This is a genomic window from Klebsiella sp. PL-2018, assembly GCF_019048985.1.
Classification (GTDB): Bacteria; Pseudomonadota; Gammaproteobacteria; order Enterobacterales; family Enterobacteriaceae; genus Klebsiella; species Klebsiella michiganensis.
The window spans coordinates 1,010,408-1,032,716 of sequence record NZ_CP077673.1 but is presented as its reverse complement, the minus strand read 5'-3'; the positions used below and the strand labels follow the sequence as shown (position 1 = coordinate 1,032,716).

The window sequence follows — 22,309 nt, the reverse complement described above, 5'->3', positions numbered from 1 at the left end:
TGACACTACGAGGTGTACCATTTTTACCCGAGTCGCTAATTTTTGCCGTAAGGTGCTAAGCCGTGAAGAGCGCGAGGCAGAAGCCGCCGTCGAACAACTACATATGACGGTTATCCCGCGCGAGCAGCATGCAATTTCCCGCAAAGATATCAGTGAAAATGCCCTCAAGGTCATGTACAGACTCAATAAGGCGGGCTACGAATCGTGGCTGGTCGGCGGCGGCGTACGCGATCTGCTGCTGGGCAAAAAACCCAAAGATTTTGACGTCACCACCAACGCCACGCCGGAGCAGGTGCGTAAGCTGTTCCGCAACTGCCGTCTGGTCGGCCGTCGCTTCCGCCTGGCGCACGTGATGTTCGGGCCGGAAATTATCGAAGTCGCGACCTTCCGCGGCCACCATGAAGGCCACACCACCGATCGCGTCACCTCCCAGCGCGGCCAGAACGGCATGCTGCTGCGCGACAACATCTTCGGTTCGATTGAAGAAGACGCCCAGCGTCGCGACTTTACCATCAACAGCCTCTATTACAGCGTGGCGGATTTCACCGTCCGCGACTACGTCGGCGGCATGAAAGATCTGCAGGATGGCGTCATCCGGCTGATCGGCGATCCGGAAACCCGCTATCGCGAAGATCCGGTGCGCATGCTGCGCGCGGTGCGTTTTGCGGCGAAGCTCAGTATGAGCATCAGCGAAGAGACCGCCGAGCCGATCCCGCGCCTGGCGACGCTGCTGCACGATGTACCGCCGGCGCGCCTGTTTGAAGAGGTGTTAAAACTGCTGCAGGCCGGCGACGGCTATCAAACCTATATTCTGCTGCGCGAATATAATCTGTTCCAGCCGCTGTTCCCGACCATTACCCGCTACTTCACCGAGCGCGGCGATAGTCCGATGGAGCGCATCATCAGCCAGGTGCTGAAGAATACCGATAACCGCATTCGCAACGATATGCGCGTTAACCCGGCGTTCCTGTTCGCGGTAATGTTCTGGTATCCGCTGCTGGAAACGGCGCAGAAAATCGCCCAGGAAAGCGGGCTGGCCTACTACGACGCCTTCGCGCTGGCGATGAACGACGTGCTGGACGAAGCCTGCCGCACGCTGGCGATCCCGAAACGCATCACTACTCTGGTGCGCGATATCTGGCAGCTTCAGCTGCGGATGTCCCGCCGTCAGGGCAAACGCGCGTGGAAGCTGATGGAGCATCCCAAATTCCGCGCCGCCTACGATCTGCTGGAGCTGCGCGCCGGCGCCGAAAACAGCAGCGAACTGCAGCGTCTGACCAAATGGTGGGGCGAGTTCCAGGTCGCCGCGCCGCCGGATCAGAAAGATATGCTGGATGATTTAGGCGACGATCCGGCTCCGCGCCGCCGCCACCGTCGTCCGCGTAAACGCGCGCCGCGCCGCGAAGGCAGCGCATGACGCTCGCTTATATCGCTATCGGCAGCAATCTGGCCTCGCCGCTGGAGCAGGTCAACGCTGCCGTTAACGCGCTGGCGGAGATACCGGACAGCCGGGTGATAAGCGTTTCCTCTTTCTACCGTACGCCGCCGCTGGGGCCGCAGGATCAGCCTGACTACCTCAACGCCGCCGTGGCGCTGGAGACGTCTCTCGCCCCAGAGGCGCTGCTCGACCACACTCAGCGCATTGAGCTGCAGCAGGGCCGCACGCGTAAAGCTGAACGCTGGGGACCGCGCACGCTGGACCTCGACATCATGCTGTTCGGCAATGAGGTGATTAACACCCCGCGGCTGACCGTGCCGCACTACGATATGCAAAACCGCGGCTTTATGCTGTGGCCGCTGTTTGAAATTGCGCCTGAGCTATGTTTCCCCGACGGTTTGGCATTGCGCGACGTGCTGGCCAATCTCGGCGCGGAAAAACCCGCGAGCTGGTAATACCCCTTCATTTTTTAGCAATTACGGCGATCGTGGTAATCGGTTGCCTAAAACCATTGCCCCCCTGAATGCGGCTGCTAGAATGCCGGTTAAAATGACTTTCATCATCAGGAAACGTTATGAAACCGACCACTATCGCCCTGCTGCAGAAATGCAAACAGGAGAAGAAACGCTTCGCCACTATCACCGCCTACGACTACAGCTTTGCAAAGCTGTTTGCCGATGAGGGTATCAACGTGATGCTGGTCGGCGATTCGCTGGGCATGACGGTGCAGGGCCACGACTCCACCCTGCCGGTGACCGTAGAAGACATTGCCTATCACACGCGCGCGGTGCGCCGCGGAGCGCCCAACTGCCTGCTGCTCGCCGATCTGCCGTTTATGGCTTACGCCACGCCGGAACAGACCTTCGAGAACGCCGCCATCGTGATGCGCGCGGGAGCCAATATGGTCAAAATCGAGGGCGGCGCATGGCTGGCGGACACCGTGAAAATGCTTGCCGAGCGCGCGGTGCCGGTGTGCGGGCACCTCGGTCTGACGCCCCAGTCGGTGAACGTCTTCGGCGGCTATAAAATTCAGGGCCGCGGCGATGCCGGACAAGTTCTGCTGGATGACGCGCTGGCGCTAGAAGCGGCGGGCGCACAGCTGCTGGTGCTGGAGTGCGTACCGGTCGAGCTGGCGAAACGCGTCACCGAGGCGTTAACCATCCCGGTGATCGGCATCGGCGCGGGCAACGTCACCGACGGGCAAATCCTCGTCATGCATGACGCATTCGGCATCACCGGCGGCCATATTCCCAAATTTGCCAAAAATTTCCTGAGCACAGCGGGCGACATGCGCGCCGCGGTACGGCAATATGTTGCCGAAGTGGAGTCCGGCGTCTATCCGGGCGAAGAACACAGTTTCCATTAAGGAGTGTTGTTGTGCTGATTATTGAAACCCTGCCGCTGCTGCGCCAGCATATCCGTCGTTTACGCCAGGAAGGCAAGCGCATTGCGCTGGTTCCCACCATGGGCAACCTGCACGATGGTCATATGAAGCTGGTTGATACCGCCAAAGCCAGCGCGGATGTGGTGGTGGCCAGTATCTTCGTCAACCCTATGCAGTTCGACCGCGCCGAGGATCTGGCGCGCTATCCGCGTACCCTGCAGGACGATTGCGAAAAGCTGAACAAGCGTAAGGTCGATTTTGTCTTTGCCCCTGCCGCGGCGGAAATCTATTCGCACGGCCTCGAAAATCAGACTTACGTGGATGTTCCGGGGCTGTCGACGATGCTCGAGGGCGCCAGTCGTCCAGGCCACTTCCGCGGCGTTTCCACTATCGTCAGCAAGCTGTTCAACCTGATCCAGCCGGACGTCGCCTGCTTCGGCGAAAAAGACTTCCAGCAGCTGGCGCTGATCCGCAAAATGGTGGCCGATATGGGCTACGACATCGAGATTATCGGCGTGCCGATTATGCGCGCGAAAGATGGGCTGGCGCTCAGTTCGCGCAACGGCTATCTCAGCGCAGACCAGCGCAAAGTTGCGCCGGGGCTGTATAAGGTGATGAATGGCGCGGCGGAGAAGCTGGCGGCCGGCGAGCGCAATCTTGACGAGATTATCGCGATTGCCGCGCAGGAGCTGAACGAAAAAGGCTTCCGCGCCGATGATATCCAGATCCGCGATGCCGACACGCTGCTCGACCTGACGGAAAACAGCCAGCGCGCGGTGATCCTGATGGCGGCATGGCTCGGCGAAGCGCGTTTGATCGACAACCAGATAGTGGCGCTCGTTCGGTAGACACGGGTTAAAAATCGGGCAATACTGCCTGGAATTTCCTCAAGGCGGGCGTCACGTCCGCTTTGTTATCGTTAAGCTTTAAAGGTAGACGTTATGATTCGTAATATGCTGCAGGGCAAACTCCACCGCGTAAAAGTCACGCAGGCCGACCTGCACTATGAAGGCTCCTGCGCTATTGATCAGGATTTCCTGGATGCGTCCGGCATCCTTGAAAACGAGGCTATTCATATCTGGAATGTGACCAACGGTAATCGTTTCTCCACCTACGCCATCGCCGCGGAGCGCGGTTCGCGAATTATCTCCGTGAACGGCGCGGCGGCACACTGTGCGAGCGTCGGCGATATTCTGATTATCGCCAGCTTCGTCACCATGCCTGACGAAGAAGCCCGCACCTGGCAGCCGAAAGTGGCCTATTTCGAAGGCGAAAACGAAATGAAGCGCCAGGCCAAAGCTATTCCGGTGCAGGTTGCCTGATCTACCCCTGCGGCTGGTTGCTTATCAGCCGCGACATTGTCTCCAGCGAATCCGTTCTTAATATATACAGCCTTTTCAACAAGAACGGATTATCGCCCGGCTTTACCTTCCCTCTCACCGTAGTCACCGCCAGATGAAAACCGGCGTCGTTGGCGGCCTGGACCGCCTTAGCGTTATAGCCGCCAAACGGATAAGAGAGATACAGTACGTGGGGGTTAAACTGTGCCAGCGCCCGCCGCGAATGCGCAAAATCAAACAGAATATTGTGATAGCTGCGGCTGAGGAGAATCGGATGACGTTCAGCATCAACCCGATGCAGGAAATGGGTATGCGACTGCACGTCAAAGACGTCCTGGATCTGTTTTAGCTCGGAAATACTCATAAACTGCAGCGATTTCGGCGCCCATTTCTGCGGATGGCGCTTGATGCGCGACGAGATAATAAACGCCGTGGCGTGAAAGCCATACTGTTTGAGGATCGGGTAGGCATAGCGGTTGACCGACTTCAGCCCATCGTCAAAGGTGATCGCCACCGCACGCGCCGGAAGATTCACTTTATTACGCAGATAACCTTCCAGTTGATACATGCTGAGCGTGGTGTAGCCCTGGTCGCGTAGCCAGGTCATCTGATTGCTGAAGGCGCGCACGGAAGTCGTCGTTGAGGTATGGCGAAAGCGGGTATTTTCTTCATCACGCAGGATATGGTGATAAGTCAGTACTGGGATGCCGTTATCTTCTTGCGCATCCAGACTGCTCACCCACGCCAGGCGGTTGCCGATACGAATCTGAAACCAGGTTTGATTAAGCCGATCTTTGAGTTTGCTGATAATCGGATAACGCAAATTATTCGCCAGGGTGCCAAATGGCGCGCTGCCCACGGCGGGGGCATCATAGATTGGCGTATCTTTCCAGGTAATGAGGTTTTGGTTGCTTAGAGGCTTATGCAGATCGCCAAGGCTATCCTCCACCCGCTGCTTACCCTGTACCGGCCCCAGGTGGCCTTTATCGATAAAGCCGGTCGCAAAGCCAAAATTAAACTCATAGTAATCCGCCGCCGTCGGTACTACCGCCAGAATTTGCCCTGCCCGCACGTTGCCGACGCTCACCACCTGATTGCCAACCTGCGCCCAGATATCCGCATCTTCGGTCGTTTGCATATAACGTGCCGGCACACCCTGCTGGCTTAACAGGCTGGCAGAGGCGCTTAGCGCCGTGAACAGGAGGAGTAAAGCAAGAATTCGGGCAAACATGCGCATCGAGCCGGTAGACAAGAACTGCCGTCATTGTAACAAAAGCCTCATCAATACCAACGCTTAATTCCCGTACGGCTCATGCAGTAGTCGAAAAGGTGGATTTTTTTGCTGCTGATGCCAGAGGCTGCTCACCGCCGGGCCTCCGGCGCTGACAATGGCGTGCCGGAAGGCTTCGCTGCTCAGGTTCTGCCGCAGCAAATACATGCTTTCCAGTAATGGATAGTCGATCCCGGAAATCACTTCACAGTGGGTGTGCTTATGGCTCAGCAGCGCCGCCACGCGATAAGGCGCCGCGCCGGTTTTATCGGTCAGAAAAATGACCCCGTCTCCGCCGTCCGTCTCGTGCAGCGCGTCGCACATCATGCGGCTCAGCATATTGCTGCTGAGATTACGCCAGTAGTTGACCGCCCGACACTGCGTCAGCGGCCCAAACTTTTTCTCCAGACGATCCAGCATCTCCTGCGCCAGTTCGTCATGACAGGTAATCACCCAACCTAACATCGCCCACCTCCTTAGCAGGCAAACAATGTAGCAAGGGAAGAGATGAATATCGGTGATGACAATCAAAATTGTTTGCCGGCGCTTCGCTGAACGGGGCAGCGAAGCGCCGTGGTTGACTAAATTAGCTGCGAAGCCCGCGTCCGCGCTGGATCAGATACCAGCACAAGAGATAAAACGCGACGATAAACACCACCAGCACGCCGAAGGTGGTGGCGAGCGGAACATCGTTAATGCCGAGGAAACCGTAGCGGAAACCGCTGATCATGTAGACGATCGGGTTCAGATGCGACAGCCCTTGCCAGAACGGCGGCAGCAGGGTCAGCGAATAAAAAACCCCGCCGAGATAGGTCAGCGGCGTCAGCACGAAGGTCGGAATAAGGCTGATATCGTCAAAGGTTTTGGCAAACACCGCATTCAGCAGACCGGCCAGCGAAAATAGCACGGCGGTCAGCACCAGGGTCAGGGCGACGAATATCCATGAGTGAACCTGGAACGGTACGAAAAACAGCGAAATCGCCGTCACCAGAATCCCGACGCACAGACCGCGGGCAACGCCGCCGCCCACATAGCCGGCGATAACCACGTGGGTGGGAACCGGCGCGACCAGCAGTTCTTCAATATTGCGCTGAAATTTCGCGCTGAAGAACGAGGACGCCACGTTGGCGTAGGCGTTGGTGATCACCGCCATCATAATCAGGCCCGGCACGATAAACTGCATATAGGTGAAACCGTGCATTTCACCGATGCGCGAGCCGATCAGATTGCCGAAAATAACAAAGTAGAGGGTCATAGTTATGACCGGCGGCACCAGCGTCTGGATCCAGATACGCATAAAGCGATGGATCTCTTTGGTCCAGATGCTTTTCAGCGCGACCCAATAAAGCTGCATCATGCTGATTCTCCTTTCCGGTCATGGACCAGCGTGACAAACAGCTCTTCCAGACGGTTAGCTTTGTTACGCATACTTAATACCTGTACGCCCTGCGCGCTTAACTGAGTAAATACGCTGTTAATCCCCTGCTCACGCAGCACCTCAACCTCCAGCGTCGACGTATCAACCAGACGATACTGATAGCCTTCCAGTACCGGTAATGGACTCTTAGGTGCCAGATCGAGAATAAAGGTTTCCGATTTCAGTTTGGAAAGCAGCGACTTCATCGAGGTGTTTTCCACCAGCTCACCGTTCTGAATAATGCCAATATTGCGACACAGCATCTCGGCCTCTTCCAGATAGTGGGTAGTGAGGATAATCGTCGTGCCTTTATCGTTGAGATCTTTCAGGAAGCCCCACATCGAACGACGCAGCTCGATATCCACCCCCGCCGTGGGCTCATCAAGAATCAGCAGCTTCGGCTCGTGCATCAACGCGCGGGCAATCATCAGGCGGCGCTTCATGCCGCCGGAGAGCATCCGCGCGCGTTCGTTGCGTTTTTCCCAAAGATCGAGCTGTTTAAGGTACTTTTCGCTACGGGCGATCGCTTCTTTGCGCTCGACGCCGTAGTAGCCCGCCTGGTGAATCACAATCTGCTGCACGGTTTCGAACGGGTTAAAGTTGAACTCCTGCGGCACCAGGCCGAGCTGGCGCTTGGCGTTCACCACATCCTTTTGCAGGTCATAGCCAAACACGTTGACCTCGCCGGAGGTTTTATTCACCAGCGAACTGATAATGCCGATAGTGGTGGATTTTCCCGCGCCGTTTGGCCCCAGGAGCGCGTAAAAATCGCCCGCCTCAACCTGCAGATCGATTCCGCGCAGCGCCTGAACCCCGCCGGGGTAGGTTTTTTTAAGCTGTTTTAGTTCCAGAGCAATGGTCATTAAATGTCTCTTCTCGTGTCGTGACACGCGATGGGTTGTTTTAAAAAATGTGAGGTTAACCTATATTAGCGCAACGCACTTACTTGGTTACAGGCCCGTAAACATCCATGAACGATATAGATACACTCATCAGCAACAATGCACTATGGTCAAAAATGCTGGTGGAGGAAGACCCCGGTTTCTTTGAGAAACTGGCACAGGCGCAGAAGCCGCGCTTTCTGTGGATTGGATGTTCAGATAGCCGCGTCCCCGCTGAACGTTTGACCGGCCTGGAACCTGGCGAGCTGTTTGTACACCGTAACGTCGCCAACCTGGTGATTCATACCGATCTGAACTGTCTTTCCGTCGTGCAGTACGCAGTCGACGTACTGGAAGTTGAACACATCATCATCTGCGGCCACTACGGCTGCGGCGGCGTGCAGGCGGCGATTGAAAATACCGAGCTTGGCCTTATCGACAACTGGCTGCTGCATATTCGCGATATCTGGTTTAAGCACAGCTCGCTGCTGGGGGAAATGCCCGAAGAGCGCCGCCTTGATACGCTGTGTGAATTGAATGTGATGGAGCAGGTTTACAACCTTGGCCATTCAACGATTATGCAGTCGGCGTGGAAGCGTGGACAGAAGGTGACAATTCACGGCTGGGCCTATGGCATTCACGATGGCATGTTACGCGATCTGGACGTGACCGCCGTCAGCCGCGAAACGCTGGAGCAGCGCTATCGCCAGGGCATTTCCAACCTTAAAAGCAAGCACGTCAATCACAGATAATTCACGCGCCCCTCTTAACTATCCCGGATAAGCCGGGATAGACACTCCGCGTTACTCGTCCAGCAGCGTCACTTTGCCGATATACGGCAGGTGGCGATAGCGCTGAGCATAGTCGATACCGTACCCCACCACGAACTCGTCCGGGATCGCAAAACCGACAAACTCAACCGGCACCTTCACTTCGCGGCGGCTTGGCTTATCGAGCAGCGTACAAATCGCCAGCGATTTTGGTTCACGCAGGCTGAGGATTTCACGCACTTTTGACAGCGTATTGCCAGAGTCGATGATGTCTTCCACGATCAGCACATCTTTACCGCGGATATCTTCATCCAGGTCTTTGAGGATTTTGACGTCACGGGTGGTGGACATGCCGCTGCCGTAGCTCGAGGCGGTCATGAAATCCACTTCATGGGGTACCTGAACCTCACGGCACAGGTCGGCCATAAACATAAATGAACCGCGTAATAGCCCCACCAGCACCATTTCGCTGCCGCTATCTTTGTAATGTTCATTAATTTGACGACCGAGCTCAGCGATACGGGCTTTGATCTCAGTTTCCGGGATCATCACTTCTACAGTATGTTTCATAAAACTAACCATTTGATTCTTAATGTAAATCATCAAAGCCGCTGCGATTGCACCGACGTTGACCGGCAAGCCACGCAGTATACCAGTAAAAAGAAATATGCGATGCAGTGATTAATAAAGCCCATTTTGTGATTCCGATCACACTTGTTAAATCCTATAATTAATTGCAGTTAAAAAATTAACAAACAAACGAGTGTCCTTCTATGGCAGAAACAAAATCTCAACAATCACGGCTACTCGTGACGCTGACGGCTCTTTTTGCAGCGTTCTGTGGCCTGTATCTTTTAGCGGGCGGGGCCTGGCTGGTCGCTCTTGGCGGCTCATGGTACTACCCTGTCGCAGGCCTGGTCATGCTGGGCGTCACCGTTATGCTGTTCCGCGGCAAGCGTTCTGCGCTTTGGCTGTACGCCGCGCTGCTGCTTGCCACTATGATCTGGGGCGTATGGGAAGTTGGTTTCGACTTCTGGGCGCTGACCCCGCGTAGCGACATTCTGGTCTTCTTCGGCATCTGGCTTATCCTGCCGTTTGTCTGGCGCCGCCTGCCGATTCCCTCCTCTGGCGCCGTTGCCGGGCTGGTTGTCGCCCTGCTGATTAGCGGCGGTATCCTGACCTGGGCCGGCTTCAACGACCCGCAGGAAGTCAACGGTACGCTGAGCGCTGATGCAACGCCAGCGGCCCCCATTTCCGACGTAGCCGATGGCGACTGGTCGGCGTATGGCCGCAATCAGGAAGGCCAGCGCTACTCGCCGCTGAAGCAGATCAACGCCGATAACGTGAAGAACCTGAAAGAAGCCTGGGTCTTCCGTACGGGCGATCTCAAGCAGCCTAACGATCCGGGTGAAATCACCAATGAAGTCACGCCGATTAAAGTGGGCGACACGCTTTATCTGTGTACCGCTCATCAGCGCCTGTTCGCACTTGACGCGGCCACCGGTAAAGAAAAGTGGCATTTCGATCCGCAGCTCAACGCTGACCCCTCTTTCCAGCACGTGACCTGCCGCGGCGTTTCATATCATGAAGCCAAAGCGGATAACGCGCCGGCGGATGTGGTTGCCGACTGCCCGCGTCGTATCATTCTTCCGGTCAACGATGGTCGTCTGTTCGCCCTCAATGCCGAAACCGGTAAGCTATGCGAGTCCTTTGCCAATAAAGGCATTCTCAATCTGCAAACCAACATGCCTGTCACTACGCCGGGTATGTATGAACCAACATCACCGCCGATTATTACCGACAAAACTATCGTCATTGCCGGCGCCGTGACCGATAACTTCTCCACCCGCGAGCCGTCGGGCGTTATCCGCGGCTTTGATGTGAATACCGGTAAACTGCTGTGGGCCTTTGACCCGGGCGCGAAAGATCCCAACGCGATTCCTGATGATGAACATCATTTCACGCTGAATTCACCAAACTCCTGGGCGCCTGCGGCCTATGACGCGAAGCTGGATCTGGTCTACCTGCCTATGGGCGTAACCACCCCGGATATCTGGGGCGGCAACCGTACGCCTGAACAAGAGCGCTATGCCAGCTCCATCGTGGCGCTGAACGCGACGACCGGTAAACTGGCGTGGAGCTACCAGACCGTTCACCACGATCTGTGGGATATGGATATGCCGTCGCAGCCGACGCTGGCGGATATCGACGTCAACGGTAAAACCGTGCCGGTGATTTACGCTCCGGCAAAAACCGGTAATATTTTTGTCCTCGATCGCCGCAACGGTGAACTGGTTGTCCCGGCGCCGGAAAAACCGGTTCCGCAAGGGGCGGCGAAAGGTGACTACGTCGCGAAAACTCAGCCGTTCTCCGACCTGAGCTTCCGTCCGAAGAAAGACCTGACCGGCGCGGACATGTGGGGCGCCACCATGTTCGACCAGCTGGTGTGCCGCGTTATCTTCCATCAGCTGCGCTACGAAGGGATTTTCACCCCGCCGTCAGAACAAGGCACGCTGGTATTCCCGGGTAACCTGGGGATGTTCGAATGGGGCGGCATCTCCGTCGATCCGAACCGCCAGGTGGCGATTGCTAACCCAATGGCGCTGCCGTTTGTCTCAAAACTGATCCCTCGCGGCCCAGGTAACCCGATGGAGCAGCCAAAAGACGCCAAGGGTTCCGGTACCGAAGCCGGTATTCAGCCACAGTACGGTGTCCCTTACGGCGTTACGCTTAATCCGTTCCTGTCACCGTTTGGTCTGCCCTGCAAACAGCCAGCCTGGGGCTATATCTCCGCGCTGGATCTGAAAACCAACGAAGTGGTGTGGAAAAAACGTATCGGTACGCCGCAGGATAGCCTGCCGTTCCCGATGCCGATTAAGCTCCCGTTCACAATGGGTATGCCGATGCTGGGCGGTCCAATTTCGACGGCCGGCAATGTGCTGTTTATCGGCGCGACCGCGGATAACTACCTGCGCGCGTACAATATGAGCAACGGTGAAAAATTATGGCAGGCACGTCTGCCGGCGGGCGGCCAGGCGACGCCGATGACCTATGAAGTGAATGGCAAGCAGTACGTTGTCATCTCTGCGGGCGGTCACGGTTCGTTTGGCACGAAGATGGGCGACTATATCGTCGCTTATGCTTTACCGGACGACGCGAAGTAAAAAACAGAAGGCCCGGTTTCCGGGCCTTCTCTCTATGGTACATCTCTCTCTTTTCTATCGAAGCAAGTCACACGCCCTGCCCTTAGACGGGAAGCGAATTCTACACAGTAAATCCCAGCATCATTCCCGTATCTTCATGCTCCAGCAGATGGCAGTGCGCCATATAGGCATGTTCTTTCGGCGCATCGTGATCAAATTTCACCAGTACTTCACTGACATCGCCTTCAACCCTGACGGTATCTTTCCAGCCGCTCCTGTGGGGTGCCGGCGCTTTACCGTTTTCGGACAAAATACGGAACTGAGTGCCGTGAATATGGAACGGATGCAGCATCATGTCGCCTTTGCCAGAAATCACCCACCGCTCATACTGCCCTTTCGCCGCCGCAAACAGGGGAACATTCATATCAAAGGCTTTACCGTTGATCCGATTCGCATTATGGAAATCAAACTCCTTATTACCGTGCTTCATCTGCGCCGTGCCGCCATGATTCATGCTTCCCATGTCACCGTGGTTCATATTGTTCATATTCCCCATCTCTCCGTGATTCATCATCATGCCATGGTCCATGCCGGACATGGCCTGGTCGCCATATTTTTGCATCAGCGCCTGCATGCCCATCATATCGAGCATCGGATCCATCGAGAGCTGCAAAGTACGCTGAGTCAGGCCCTGAAGCGAGGGCAGCGCTGGCATAGCGGCCAGCACATCCGGCAGCTTACCGGAAGCCTGGATAGTCAGCGGCTGCACGCGTAACACTGGCTGCGGCCGATCAAACGGAGCGATCGCCATCCCCATCTGGTTGACCGGGAGCGTAATTAAATCGAAGGGCTTCCCGTCAGTGGTATCTACCAGCACTTCGAAACGCTCGCCCATCAGCACCGGCAGCGCGTTAACTTTCACCGGCTCAGCCAGGAGACCACCATCGCTTGCCACGACGTACATGGGCCGCTTATCGCTGGTGGCGAAATTCAAAGAACGCGCATTACAGCCGTTCAGCAGACGTAAACGTAGCCAGCCGCGAGGCGCAGCGTGCTCCGGGTACAGCGCGCCGTTAGTGAGCAGCGTATCGCCAAACCAGCCCACGGCTGCGCTCATAATATCGAGCTGATAATCAATCTCTCCCGCTGAGGTGAATTTTTTATCCTGCACAATCACCGGGACATCATCAATTCCCCACTGCTTTGGCAGGAGCAGCTTTTCGCTTTCTGCATCAGAAATCAGCACCAGCCCTGCCAGCCCCATCGCGACCTGTCTGCCGGTTTTACCATGCTGATGGGGATGGAACCAGCAGGTCGCCGCCCGCTGCGTTGGGGTAAAGGTCACCGTGCGGGAGCCTCCGGCGGCAATCACGCCCTGGGGACCGCCGTCCACGGCGCCGGGAACCTCCAGACCGTGCCAGTGCACGGTGGTCTCCTCCGCCAGACGGTTATGAATGTCGATGGTCGCCTCCTCACCCTGCTTAAGCTGTAGGGCCGGGCCCAGCAGATTGCCGTTATAGCCCCAGGTGGTCGCCAGATGAGGGCCGAACTGCGTTTTTCCAGCCTGGATGATTAACGAGATGCGATTGCGCGCGTCGGCGGTAAGCAGTTCGGGTACAGGCAAAGATGGGCGGCTGGCGGCAAAAACCGAGCGGCTCCATAGCGGCAATGCGCTGGCCACGCTGACCGCAGCGGTTAGTTTAAGAAACTCACGACGTTGCATTTTCACATCCTTTTTATTCTGCTGGTGAATAATTGAGCTTAAACCCTCCCCCAACAGGAAGGTCAAGCAGAAGAGTAAGAATAAAGCTCGGCGCACTGTAACGAAGTGTGCTAACTTTGTTTGTCCGTGATTCAATGGTAGAAAAAATGAAGACGCTTTTCAGAACAATAGTGCTTGGCAGCCTGCTGACTCTCTCCGCCAATAGCTATGCATTAAGCGAGTCCGAAGCGGAAGATATGGCTGATTTAACGGCAGTATTCGTCTTCCTGAAGAACGACTGCGGTTATCAAAATCTGCCTAACACGCAGATTCGCCGTGCCCTGGTCTTTTTTGCTCAGCAGAATCAATGGGATTTAAGCAATTACGACAGCTTCAATATGAAAGCGCTCGGCGAAGATAGCTACCGGGACCTTAGCGGAATCCAGATTCCCACCACTAAAAAATGCAAAGCGCTGGCCCGCGATTCGCTTAGCCTGCTCGCTTACGTGAAATAACCCCCCCCTTCATTTCATAATACGGTAGCCGTGCGAATACGGCTATGGCGCCGCGTAATAATAGCAATTCAATTAACAACAGCACTTAATTTATATCTCAATTCATAGAATTCAATGATAATTCATTAAGCATTCAACATATTAATATATACCCTAAATAATTAGAGTTACTTGAAGGCGGCAAGGGGTAAGCGAGCGTAGCCAACGCATAAGCAGCGTGAAATATGACGGGTATAACTAATATTAAAAGTACGCCATCAAAAATCATAAACTCTATTATTGCATTCTTCTTTTTCGCACACTATTATCGCCCGATAACACCTCTTTTTATCAATGGAATGAAACCTTGAACAGATCCTTATTTACAAGCATAGCCCCTCTGGCCCTCATTTTATTAGCGGGTTGTAATTCAATACAACCCAGGCAATCCGCCGGATTAGTGAAACCCTTATCTGAGTCGACATTAAGCCAACAGCAAACCGAACAGCAGAGAATCGCCGATGAGCAAGCGCGTTTAGACACTTGCCGTAAAGCGCTGGAGTCGCTGAAAGAAGTGAACCCCAAACAGGCGGACAAACTCGGCAATGAGTTCACTGCCCTGCTTAGCGCGGCATCACAATATAATTCTGTGCGCAGTAAAGTGGCAGAACCGACAAAACAGGGGATCGATTCGATGTACCAGTTCAAATCAATCAAGCTGTGCGCTGATATTGAAAAGGAACTGATCGATAGCCTTGTTAAACGTGGTGAAAATGTTCAGCCATGAACGGGAAAATAGCCAAAAACTTCAATCCGGTATCGCTGGCAGCAGTTTTTGTGCTGGCGCTATCGCCGGATGCCTATGCGGAAAAAGACGCCCTTATCAGCGTCACGGCGAGCTCAAATAGCGATGCCTCAGGCCCGGCATTTTTAAATTATGCTAAAGAGCATCAGGCGCAAAAAATCAGCGAGCCGGTAAAGCCCGTTGAGGAGAAAAGCAATAATACAAAAACAACGAATAAAAAAACCGTCCTGAATACCCATGAAGTTTCCCGTCAGGCTGCAATCATTGCTCAAAAAGATAAACTCATCCGCCAACTTCGGCAGCAGCTTGATGCGAAGCCGGCCACGGTGAACGCCGAAGCAGACAACCAAAAAGCGCTGAAAGATAAAATTCAGCTGCTTGAGAAAAAGTTAGCGACTGCCGTAGCCGAAAAACAACAATTAATAGATAACGCGCTATCCGCCGCGGCTGAAATAAAACAGATAGAGGGCCAGCGTAATGCCACAGAAAATAAAACGCTGCAGCAGGAAAAAAGAGTGGCATTAGTAGAATCCGCGAAACAAAAAGTTGAGCTTCAGCTGGCTGAGGCAACCGCCGAAAAGCAATCCCTGCAGCAGAAGCTCGCGGCGCTGGAAACAGAAAAGCAAGATACGCTCTTAAAGCTGGCGGCGGCCGCAGCGGAGAAACAAGCGCTCACCGGTAAGTTCACGACAGAGGCGAAAGAGAGGCAAGCTCTCGCAACAAGGCTCGCTGCTGCAGAGGCAGCTCAGCAGGAAATGCTAACAAAACTCGCCGCGGCTGACGCCGCACAGCGGGCGCTGCAAACGAAACTGGATGCGTCTCAAACCGAGCAGAAAGTAGCGATAGCGAAGCTCAACGCCAGTGAAGCGGAAAAAACAGATTTAACGACAAAGCTGGCGGCCGCGGCAGTAGAAAAACAGGCGCTCACGGCTAAACTGGACGCCGTTATCATCAGTACGCCGCAGACGTCCCTTCAGGCGGATGCTGGCCGTCAGCAGGCCGGTCAGGACAACGCCCTACAGCAGGCCAGCGCCGATGAAATTACCCGGCTAAAGGCCAGGCTTGCTGACGCCGAGGCGAAAAAGCCGCTGGCTATCGACTTTGCAAAAGAGCCTCTGCGGCAGGCTTACGCTATCGGCGTATCGATGGGCGAGGAGGTGCTGCAGCTCTTATCTACCCGGGCATCTCAGGGCGTAAAAACCAGTAAAGATACCGTTTTACAGGGGATTATGGATTCTTTTTCAGGGGATATCGCCCTTGATGAGAAAGCGCGCAATAAAGCCTTATTCGATGTGTCTAAAAAAGTCTTTCAGAACCTAAAGAAGCTCGAACAGCAAACCCTTAGCGAAGGAAAGAAATATCAACAAAACTTCGCGAAGCAAAAAGGGGTGGTATTGAAAGACGGCATTTACAGTCGCATAGATTATGCCGGCAAGGGCAAGATTCTCGACAGCGATATCGTTACCGTCACCATCAAGGAAACGCTTACCGACGGAACCGTCATTAACGATATGGAAGCGGAGGGGAAAGTCTGGTCCCAGCCTCTGAAATCTTATCCTCCCATCTTCCTTGGGCCACTCAAGCGGCTGGGAAACCACGGAGCGATAACGGTCGTGATCCCTCCCAATCTCGCCTACGGCAGCGAAGGCAAGCCGCCTAAAATCCCGCCGGGAGCGACCATGGTATATACCGTCAGAATCGTTGACGCCACTGCGGCAGAACCACAGGCTAAAAAACCCTGATCCTGGCGCCTCCCATCGGGGAGGCGCTTTCCCCTCTTTGTGAACGGGTAATGCCCCACGCTTCATTTGCTGAAATATCCACCGTGCATCATCTTCTATAGTTGGCTATGATGTTGCGCTCATTTTTAATGGGTGTAACAGGTGTTAACAAAGGAGGATCTGCCCGTGGCCGATAGCAATCTGTGGCATGAAACGCTGCACGACCATTTTGGTCAGTATTTCAGCGTTGATAACGTTCTGTATCATGAGAAAACCGATCATCAGGATTTAATTATTTTCGAAAACGCAGCCTTTGGCCGCGTGATGGCGCTGGACGGCGTGGTACAAACCACCGAACGTGATGAGTTTATCTACCATGAAATGATGACTCATGTTCCTCTGATGGCCCACGGCCAGGCGAAACATGTGTTAATTATCGGCGGCGGCGATGGCGCCATGCTGCGCGAAGTCTCCCGTCACCGCAGCGTCGAAACCATCACCATGGTAGAAATTGACGCTGGCGTGGTTTCATTCTGTCGCCAGTACCTCCCCAACCATAACGCGGGTGCGTACGACGACCCGCGCTTTACCCTGGTGATTGACGATGGCGTCAATTTTGTTAACCAGACGGCGCAAACGTTTGACGTCATTATCTCCGACTGCACCGATCCTATCGGTCCCGGCGAGAGCCTGTTTACTTCCGCCTTCTATGAAGGCTGCAAGCGCTGCCTCAACCCAGGCGGGATCTTCGTCGCTCAGAACGGCGTCAGCTTCCTGCAACAGGATGAGGCCGTCGATAGCCATCGCAAGCTCAGCCATTACTTTAGCGACGTAAGCTTCTATCAGGCGGCGATTCCCACCTACTACGGCGGCATCATGACCTTCGCATGGGCCACGGACAACGAAGCGCTGCGCCATCTTTCCAGTGAAATCATCCAGGCCCGTTTTCACAAGTCGAACCTGAAGTGCCGTTATTACAATCCGGCCATTCACGCGGCGGCATTTGCTTTACCGCAGTATTTACTGGATGCGCTATCCACCGTTAAGTAAGGAGGTGATCTAAATTGAAAAAATTGAAGCTGCACGGCTTTAACAATCTGACCAAAAGCCTGAGTTTTTGCATTTACGATATCTGCTACGCAAAAACGGCAGAGGAGCGCGATGGCTACATCGCCTATATTGACGAACTCTACAACGCCAACCGCCTGACGGAAATTTTGTCAGAGACCTGTTCGATTATCGGCGCCAATATTCTTAACATTGCCCGCCAGGATTATGAACCGCAGGGCGCCAGCGTGACGATCCTGGTCAGCGAAGAGCCTGTCGATCCGCAGCTTATCGATCAGACAGAACACCCGGGTCCGCTACCGGAAACCGTGGTGGCGCATCTCGATAAAAGCCATATCTGCGTTCACACCTATCCGGAAAGCCATCCTGAGGGCGGACTGTGCACCTTCCGCGCCGATATTGAAGTCTCAACCTGCGGGGTCATTTCACCGCTGAAGGCCCTGAACTATCTGATTCACCAGCTAGAATCCGATATCGTCACGATTGATTATCGCGTTCGCGGTTTTACCCGCGATGTGAACGGCATGAAGCACTTCATCGATCATGAAATTAACTCCATTCAGAACTTCATGTCCGAGGATATTAAGTCTTTGTATGACATGGTGGACGTGAACGTTTATCAGGAAAATATTTTCCATACCAAGATGTTGCTTAAGGAGTTCGACCTTAAGCACTATATGTTCCACACGAAGCCGGAAGATTTGAGCGAAGAGGAGCGTAAGGTGATTACCGACCTGCTCTGGAAAGAGATGCGCGAAATCTACTACGGACGCAATATCCCGAGCGTGTAACACCGTATCGGCTGGCGGTATCCTTAACGTTCAGGCTGTACCAGCGTAAGGGCAACGGACTGCGCTTTCAGCTCAGCCTGAACGAGAAGAGGCAACCCCCCATCGGTAATAATGTCAGTGAAGCGGCTCAGCGGAGCGACGTTGAACAGCGAGTGGGCGCCATATTTGCTGCTGTCGGCCAGTAAGATCTTACGCTGGGCGTTGGCAATGATCTCCTGCTTCAGTCCCGCCTTTTCTTCCGTCGGCGTCGTCACGCCCTTTTCCACGCTCCAGCTGTTACAGCTCATAAAAGCGATATCGGGATAGACGCTACGTAACATCTTACGACCAAACTCGCCGATACAGGACTGGCTGCTGTCATCAATGCGGCCACCGACGATGGTCACTTCTATCTGGCGGAACTCGGATAAAAACAGAGCGATATGCAGATCGACTGTGATCACCCTGAGCGGAAGATGGGTCAGGCATTTTGCCAGCTCCAGCATGGTGGTGCCGGCATCCAGTACCACCGCGTCGCCCGCCTGCACCATCGAGGCGGCAAAACGCGCAATCGCCCGCTTTTCCGCAGGCGATCGTAGCTGCTTTTCATTGGTGGTAGGCTGAGAAGGCTCAAAGCGCCGCAGGGCAACACCGCCGTGGCTGCGGCTGATCACGCCTTGCTCATCCAGTTTGATCAGATCGCGTCGTATCGTTGCAGGCGATGCTTCTACCGCATCCACCAGCTGTTCCACGGTCACCAGCGTATGATTTTTCAAATACGCCACAATCTTATCCAGACGGTGTTGTCCTTTCATAACAGGAAATTACGCCAGTTGCATTGCCAGTTTAATCGATACGGCCATGCTCTCAGATTTTGCTTTTCCCGTCCAGGCTATATCAAACGCGGTGCCGTGATCGGCAGAGGTGCGGATGAACGGCAGACCCGCGGTGATATTCACCCCATCGTAGAAGCCAAGCAGTTTGAGCGGAATATGTCCCTGATCGTGGTACATCGCCACCACCATGTCATATTGCCCCTCGTACGCCTGTAGAAACACGGTGTCCGGCGGGCAAGGCCCATAAACATCGATTCCCTTCGCTTTCATGTTTTCAATGGCCGGCGACACAATGCGTATTTCTTCATCGCCAAACAGACCGTTTTCGCCCGCATGGGGATTGACCCCGGCAACGGCAATGCGCGGCTGGGTGAATCCGACGCGTTTCAGGAAGCGATCCGCGATGCCGATGACCGTCTCCACGCGCTGGCCATTAAGCGTATCGAGGAACTTACGCAACGCAATGTGGGTCGAGACATGAATGACCTTCAGCTTGTCGGTGTAGAGCACCATGGCGTAATCGCGGCTTTCAGTCAGCGTCGCCAGCAGCTCGGTATGACCAGGATAATTGTGCCCGGCCAGATGAAGCGCTTCTTTATTCAGCGGTGCGGTCGCGATGGCGTGTACGTCGCCTTTCATCGCCAGCGCCGTCGCCCGCTTCACGCAGCGGTAGGCCAGATCGCCCGCCTGGGCCTGCACTTTACCCGGCTCCAGCGCGTCCGGCTGGGCCAGCGGCTCGTCGATGACATGAATCACGCCAGGAGCAAATCGCGCCTCCGCGACCTCGGCGATCGCGCGAAAGGTAACGCCTTCCGCCAGCCCTTTGTCCTGCAGACGTTTCAGGGTTTTCAGACACCCGACCACCACCAGCGGCGCGCCGTTGAGCTCGTCTTCACAAAGCGCTTTGACAATAATTTCCGGACCGATGCCCGCCGGGTCGCCCATCGTAATCGCAATTGTTTTAGTTACCACTGTACATCTCCTCAATAAAATAAAGCGCATCACAAAGGGTGCTGTCTGAACCGAATCCGCCGGCTTTAGTGATAACCGGCAGATCGTCGATTTCACTGTTAACGAACGTCCCGCAGGGAATACAGGGCGCCACCTCACTCTGAATGCGATAGCCTTCCGCCCCGAGCGCGGCGGCGACCGCGGTGGCGATATCTCCTCCGGTCAGGAACAGCCCGCCAATACGAGCCTGTTCGATAATGCGCAGCGTAATCATCCCGAGGCGTTCGCTAAGCATCTCACCGAGCTGCTGGCGGCTCAGGCCAGCCTGAGCGCACAGGCCGTCGATCATCTGCCGATCGTCCGCACTCCGGCTGGTACGTAAAATGGTGTGCTGCTGGCGACTGAGCAGCGCACAGGCCTGTTCAACCGCCGCGGCCATTTCCTGCTCGTACTGCGCCGAGGCCAGCCGCGAGGCGTCAACATCCACGACGCTGGCGCGCGCCTGGCAGAGCGCTTTTTCAACCTGCCGCCGCGTGGCCTCGCTCATCGATCCGGCCACCACCAGTACCGGTAGCTCCTGCTTTTCCTGCATGAAGGTGCTGACCGGTAGCGCGTTCGCCAGCCCGGCAGCGCCCACCAACAGCGGCATCTCCTTTTGTTCACAAATAGCCTGGGCAATCAGCAACAGATCGCGATCTTCCACGGCATCCACCACCACCATGCACTCCCCCTCGGCTGAAAAAGCCGTCAACAGGGCGCTCAATTGCCCCCGACGAACGTCTTCGAGCGACACTTCATGAACCGGGATATCGCTTTGCAGGGCGATCAACGTCGCAATGCGTGAGGAGATAATGGGCGTTTTCGGATCGCTGGCGAATTCGGTTTCCAGCAGTGGCGTACCGTTGACCAGGCATAATCCGTCGCGGTTGGTGCGCCCGGCTGCGGGGATAGCCGCCGCAATTACGGCCAGCTTCCGGTTTGCAGCACGCATTGCCGCCGTCACTTCAGCCCCCACGTTGCCGCGGAAAGTAGAGTCGATTTTCTTGTAAACCAGCGGACGCGCATCACCATCGCACCACGGCGCTAACGCCTGCGCTACCGCTTTCCCGGCCTCAGCTGCAGGCATCGCGCGGCTTTCGGTGTTGATCACCAGCACATCAGCGCGACGCGAAGGTTTTTGATCCGGCGTTAGCATCACTTCCGTGCGCGCCCCCTTCTTTGCCAGCTGCACGCCGGTATCGTTAGAACCCGTAAAGTCGTCGGCGATAACGATCATTTTCATGCTTTTTTCTCCTCTGCAACCTGACGCGCTTGCTTCTTAGCCACCCATGAGGTGAGGACCGGCGTCAGAATCGCGGTGGTGATCACCGATGCGGCAATCAGCGGCGCGGCCGCGGCGGCAACCTCTGCCAGAGAGGGATCGGCCTGGGCAATCGCCAGCGGCGTCGCCACGGCGTTTCCGGCGGTACTGGACGCCGCCGCGCCGGCAATCCCGGTTCCGCCCACCAGACGGTCGGCACGAATGTTAAAGAAACCGCCGATGAAGGTCGTCAGCACGCCGAGCAGAATGCCCGCCAGACCGCCCTGTAGCAGCATTTCAAGGTTGATCCCTGCGCCCAGCGCAAAAGCGAAGAATGGGATCAACAGCGGGCCGCCTTTGGTCAGGAAGTCGCGCATGTTGGGATCGAGGTTACCCAGGATCATTCCCACCACCAGCGGCACCAGCACGGCGACCAGCGCCATAATGGGAATGTTGGCCATCCCCGCCGCGCCCAGCGCGATCATCGTAAAGAATGGCCCGTCATTCAGTGACAGGATGGAGATCGCTCCCACATCACGCTCGTTACCAAACTCGCCAACCAGCGCGGCGTAAAGCCCGCCATTCGAGTTACTCATCGCGGCGATGATCGCCACGCCGCTTAAGCCGAAGATCCCTTCAGCGCCAAAGAGCTGTTCCACGCCGAGGCCAATCGCAATGGCGATCAGGAGTTTGGTCAGCGTAATGGTACCGCCCTGCAACAGAGCCTGTGGCGCTGCCTTGACGCTAATTCCCGCTCCCATACAGAGCAGGAAGGCGCCAATCAGCGGCGCTGCGCCGTTTTTAAACAGCGCGGTGGTGAACCCGCCGATCTCAAGCGCTTGCGGGGCAAAGGTATTGATAATGGCGCCGATCACCAGTGGCACAACCATCATGCCGCCAGGTACACGTTCTATAGCCTTTTTGATGTTCATGGTCTTCCCGCCTGTTGTTATGCTGTGATTAAATAAAATCATAAAGATTATATTCAATCAAATAAACTTCACAAACGCGCCAGATCA

At 55.3% G+C, this 22,309-nt stretch carries 22 protein-coding genes; 12 read left to right on the top strand and 10 right to left on the bottom strand.

What is annotated here, in order from left to right:
- Positions 1–19 precede the first annotated feature (19 nt).
- From pcnB to panD, 5 genes are all read left to right on the top strand, one after another.
- A complete protein-coding gene (gene pcnB, locus MKleb_RS04810) occupies positions 20–1,417 on the top strand; it encodes a polynucleotide adenylyltransferase PcnB (protein ID WP_071846143.1) in 1,398 nt (465 codons plus the stop codon).
- Complete coding sequence (folK, locus tag MKleb_RS04805; protein ID WP_025106514.1) at positions 1,414–1,893, top strand: 2-amino-4-hydroxy-6-hydroxymethyldihydropteridine diphosphokinase; 480 nt, start codon at positions 1,414–1,416, stop codon at positions 1,891–1,893. The genes pcnB and folK overlap by 4 nt, the downstream gene beginning before the upstream one ends.
- Before the next feature lie 119 nt (positions 1,894–2,012).
- A complete protein-coding gene (gene panB / locus MKleb_RS04800) occupies positions 2,013–2,804 on the top strand; it encodes a 3-methyl-2-oxobutanoate hydroxymethyltransferase (protein ID WP_004098680.1) in 792 nt (263 codons plus the stop codon).
- Between the two features lie 11 nt (positions 2,805–2,815).
- Positions 2,816–3,670: a pantoate--beta-alanine ligase gene (panC, locus tag MKleb_RS04795; protein ID WP_025106513.1), complete on the top strand. Its 855-nt coding sequence runs from the start codon at positions 2,816–2,818 to the stop codon at positions 3,668–3,670.
- A 93-nt stretch (positions 3,671–3,763) separates the two neighbouring features.
- The gene (gene panD, locus MKleb_RS04790) at positions 3,764–4,144 is read left to right on the top strand and encodes an aspartate 1-decarboxylase (RefSeq protein WP_004098675.1); all 381 of its coding nucleotides are present in this window, start codon (positions 3,764–3,766) and stop codon (positions 4,142–4,144) included.
- Position 4,145: 1 nt separating this feature from the next.
- Here panD and MKleb_RS04785 read toward each other — a convergent pair whose 3' ends face one another.
- The 4 genes from MKleb_RS04785 to MKleb_RS04770 all read right to left on the bottom strand — a co-directional run bounded on the left by MKleb_RS04785 (position 4,146) and on the right by MKleb_RS04770 (position 7,712).
- On the bottom strand, positions 4,146–5,399 hold the full coding sequence (locus tag MKleb_RS04785) for a polysaccharide deacetylase family protein (protein WP_025106512.1): 1,254 nt from the start codon (positions 5,397–5,399) through the stop codon (positions 4,146–4,148).
- A gap of 57 nt (positions 5,400–5,456) precedes the next feature.
- Positions 5,457–5,897, bottom strand: coding sequence for a PTS sugar transporter subunit IIA (locus tag MKleb_RS04780; RefSeq protein WP_025106511.1), 441 nt, complete (start codon positions 5,895–5,897; stop codon positions 5,457–5,459).
- Positions 5,898–6,018: 121 nt separating this feature from the next.
- Positions 6,019–6,789: an ABC transporter permease gene (locus MKleb_RS04775; RefSeq protein WP_004098668.1), complete on the bottom strand. Its 771-nt coding sequence runs from the start codon at positions 6,787–6,789 to the stop codon at positions 6,019–6,021.
- Positions 6,786–7,712 (bottom strand): ABC transporter ATP-binding protein, encoded by a 927-nt coding sequence (locus MKleb_RS04770; RefSeq protein WP_004098667.1) that lies wholly within the window; start codon positions 7,710–7,712, stop codon positions 6,786–6,788. The genes MKleb_RS04775 and MKleb_RS04770 overlap by 4 nt, the downstream gene beginning before the upstream one ends.
- Before the next feature lie 107 nt (positions 7,713–7,819).
- Here MKleb_RS04770 and can point away from each other — a divergent pair, with 107 nt between their 5' ends.
- The gene (can, locus tag MKleb_RS04765; RefSeq protein ID WP_004098666.1) at positions 7,820–8,482 is read left to right on the top strand and encodes a carbonate dehydratase; all 663 of its coding nucleotides are present in this window, start codon (positions 7,820–7,822) and stop codon (positions 8,480–8,482) included.
- A 51-nt stretch (positions 8,483–8,533) separates the two neighbouring features.
- On the opposite strand, the gene hpt is transcribed toward can, so the two are convergent.
- Positions 8,534–9,070: a hypoxanthine phosphoribosyltransferase gene (gene hpt / locus MKleb_RS04760; RefSeq protein WP_014227950.1), complete on the bottom strand. Its 537-nt coding sequence runs from the start codon at positions 9,068–9,070 to the stop codon at positions 8,534–8,536.
- A gap of 203 nt (positions 9,071–9,273) precedes the next feature.
- On the opposite strand from hpt, the gene MKleb_RS04755 reads away from it, so the two are divergent.
- A complete protein-coding gene (locus tag MKleb_RS04755; protein ID WP_025106510.1) occupies positions 9,274–11,664 on the top strand; it encodes a glucose/quinate/shikimate family membrane-bound PQQ-dependent dehydrogenase in 2,391 nt (796 codons plus the stop codon).
- 100 nt (positions 11,665–11,764) lie between these two features.
- Here MKleb_RS04755 and cueO read toward each other — a convergent pair whose 3' ends face one another.
- Entirely contained in the window at positions 11,765–13,366 is a 1,602-nt protein-coding gene (cueO, locus tag MKleb_RS04750) for a multicopper oxidase CueO (protein ID WP_014227948.1), read from the bottom strand.
- 146 nt (positions 13,367–13,512) lie between these two features.
- Here cueO and MKleb_RS04745 point away from each other — a divergent pair, with 146 nt between their 5' ends.
- The 5 genes from MKleb_RS04745 (at position 13,513) to speD (ending at position 18,224) form a co-directional block, all read left to right on the top strand.
- Positions 13,513–13,860 carry a YacC family pilotin-like protein gene (locus tag MKleb_RS04745; RefSeq protein WP_014227947.1) on the top strand — a complete coding sequence of 116 codons (348 nt, stop codon included), beginning with the start codon at positions 13,513–13,515 and terminating at the stop codon, positions 13,858–13,860.
- A 346-nt stretch (positions 13,861–14,206) separates the two neighbouring features.
- A complete protein-coding gene (locus tag MKleb_RS04740) occupies positions 14,207–14,626 on the top strand; it encodes a hypothetical protein (RefSeq protein ID WP_025106509.1) in 420 nt (139 codons plus the stop codon).
- The gene (locus MKleb_RS04735; protein WP_025106508.1) at positions 14,623–16,386 is read left to right on the top strand and encodes an FKBP-type peptidyl-prolyl cis-trans isomerase N-terminal domain-containing protein; all 1,764 of its coding nucleotides are present in this window, start codon (positions 14,623–14,625) and stop codon (positions 16,384–16,386) included. The genes MKleb_RS04740 and MKleb_RS04735 overlap by 4 nt, the downstream gene beginning before the upstream one ends.
- A gap of 165 nt (positions 16,387–16,551) precedes the next feature.
- On the top strand, positions 16,552–17,415 hold the full coding sequence (gene speE, locus MKleb_RS04730) for a polyamine aminopropyltransferase (RefSeq protein WP_004098658.1): 864 nt from the start codon (positions 16,552–16,554) through the stop codon (positions 17,413–17,415).
- Positions 17,416–17,429: 14 nt separating this feature from the next.
- Positions 17,430–18,224, top strand: coding sequence for an adenosylmethionine decarboxylase (gene speD / locus MKleb_RS04725; protein WP_004098656.1), 795 nt, complete (start codon positions 17,430–17,432; stop codon positions 18,222–18,224).
- 23 nt (positions 18,225–18,247) lie between these two features.
- On the opposite strand, the gene MKleb_RS04720 is transcribed toward speD, so the two are convergent.
- The 4 genes from MKleb_RS04720 to MKleb_RS04705 are packed head-to-tail and all read right to left on the bottom strand — an operon-like array spanning position 18,248 to position 22,222.
- Positions 18,248–19,018 (bottom strand): DeoR/GlpR family DNA-binding transcription regulator, encoded by a 771-nt coding sequence (locus MKleb_RS04720; RefSeq protein ID WP_025106507.1) that lies wholly within the window; start codon positions 19,016–19,018, stop codon positions 18,248–18,250.
- Between the two features lie 9 nt (positions 19,019–19,027).
- Entirely contained in the window at positions 19,028–20,011 is a 984-nt protein-coding gene (locus tag MKleb_RS04715) for a D-threonate 4-phosphate dehydrogenase (RefSeq protein ID WP_014227943.1), read from the bottom strand.
- Positions 20,001–21,272, bottom strand: coding sequence for a D-threonate kinase (dtnK, locus tag MKleb_RS04710; RefSeq protein ID WP_025106506.1), 1,272 nt, complete (start codon positions 21,270–21,272; stop codon positions 20,001–20,003). The genes MKleb_RS04715 and dtnK overlap by 11 nt, the downstream gene beginning before the upstream one ends.
- A complete protein-coding gene (locus MKleb_RS04705) occupies positions 21,269–22,222 on the bottom strand; it encodes a 2-keto-3-deoxygluconate permease 1 (RefSeq protein ID WP_025106505.1) in 954 nt (317 codons plus the stop codon). Before MKleb_RS04705 ends, dtnK begins: the two co-directional genes overlap by 4 nt.
- Positions 22,223–22,309: the final 87 nt, after the last annotated feature.

Bases quoted from the DNA above. Each gene is read 5' to 3' on its own strand.
- folK (WP_025106514.1), top strand. From the start codon at position 1,414: ATGACGCTCGCTTATATCGCTATCGGCAGCAATCTGGCCTCGCCGCTG.
- panB (WP_004098680.1), top strand. From the start codon at position 2,013: ATGAAACCGACCACTATCGCCCTGCTGCAGAAATGCAAACAGGAGAAG.
- panD (WP_004098675.1), top strand. From the start codon at position 3,764: ATGATTCGTAATATGCTGCAGGGCAAACTCCACCGCGTAAAAGTCACG.
- MKleb_RS04785 (WP_025106512.1), bottom strand. From the start codon at position 5,399: ATGCGCATGTTTGCCCGAATTCTTGCTTTACTCCTCCTGTTCACGGCG.
- MKleb_RS04780 (WP_025106511.1), bottom strand. From the start codon at position 5,897: ATGTTAGGTTGGGTGATTACCTGTCATGACGAACTGGCGCAGGAGATG.
- MKleb_RS04775 (WP_004098668.1), bottom strand. From the start codon at position 6,789: ATGATGCAGCTTTATTGGGTCGCGCTGAAAAGCATCTGGACCAAAGAG.
- MKleb_RS04770 (WP_004098667.1), bottom strand. From the start codon at position 7,712: ATGACCATTGCTCTGGAACTAAAACAGCTTAAAAAAACCTACCCCGGC.
- can (WP_004098666.1), top strand. From the start codon at position 7,820: ATGAACGATATAGATACACTCATCAGCAACAATGCACTATGGTCAAAA.
- hpt (WP_014227950.1), bottom strand. From the start codon at position 9,070: ATGAAACATACTGTAGAAGTGATGATCCCGGAAACTGAGATCAAAGCC.
- MKleb_RS04755 (WP_025106510.1), top strand. From the start codon at position 9,274: ATGGCAGAAACAAAATCTCAACAATCACGGCTACTCGTGACGCTGACG.
- cueO (WP_014227948.1), bottom strand. From the start codon at position 13,366: ATGCAACGTCGTGAGTTTCTTAAACTAACCGCTGCGGTCAGCGTGGCC.
- MKleb_RS04745 (WP_014227947.1), top strand. From the start codon at position 13,513: ATGAAGACGCTTTTCAGAACAATAGTGCTTGGCAGCCTGCTGACTCTC.
- MKleb_RS04735 (WP_025106508.1), top strand. From the start codon at position 14,623: ATGAACGGGAAAATAGCCAAAAACTTCAATCCGGTATCGCTGGCAGCA.
- MKleb_RS04720 (WP_025106507.1), bottom strand. From the start codon at position 19,018: ATGAAAGGACAACACCGTCTGGATAAGATTGTGGCGTATTTGAAAAAT.
- dtnK (WP_025106506.1), bottom strand. From the start codon at position 21,272: ATGAAAATGATCGTTATCGCCGACGACTTTACGGGTTCTAACGATACC.
- MKleb_RS04705 (WP_025106505.1), bottom strand. From the start codon at position 22,222: ATGAACATCAAAAAGGCTATAGAACGTGTACCTGGCGGCATGATGGTT.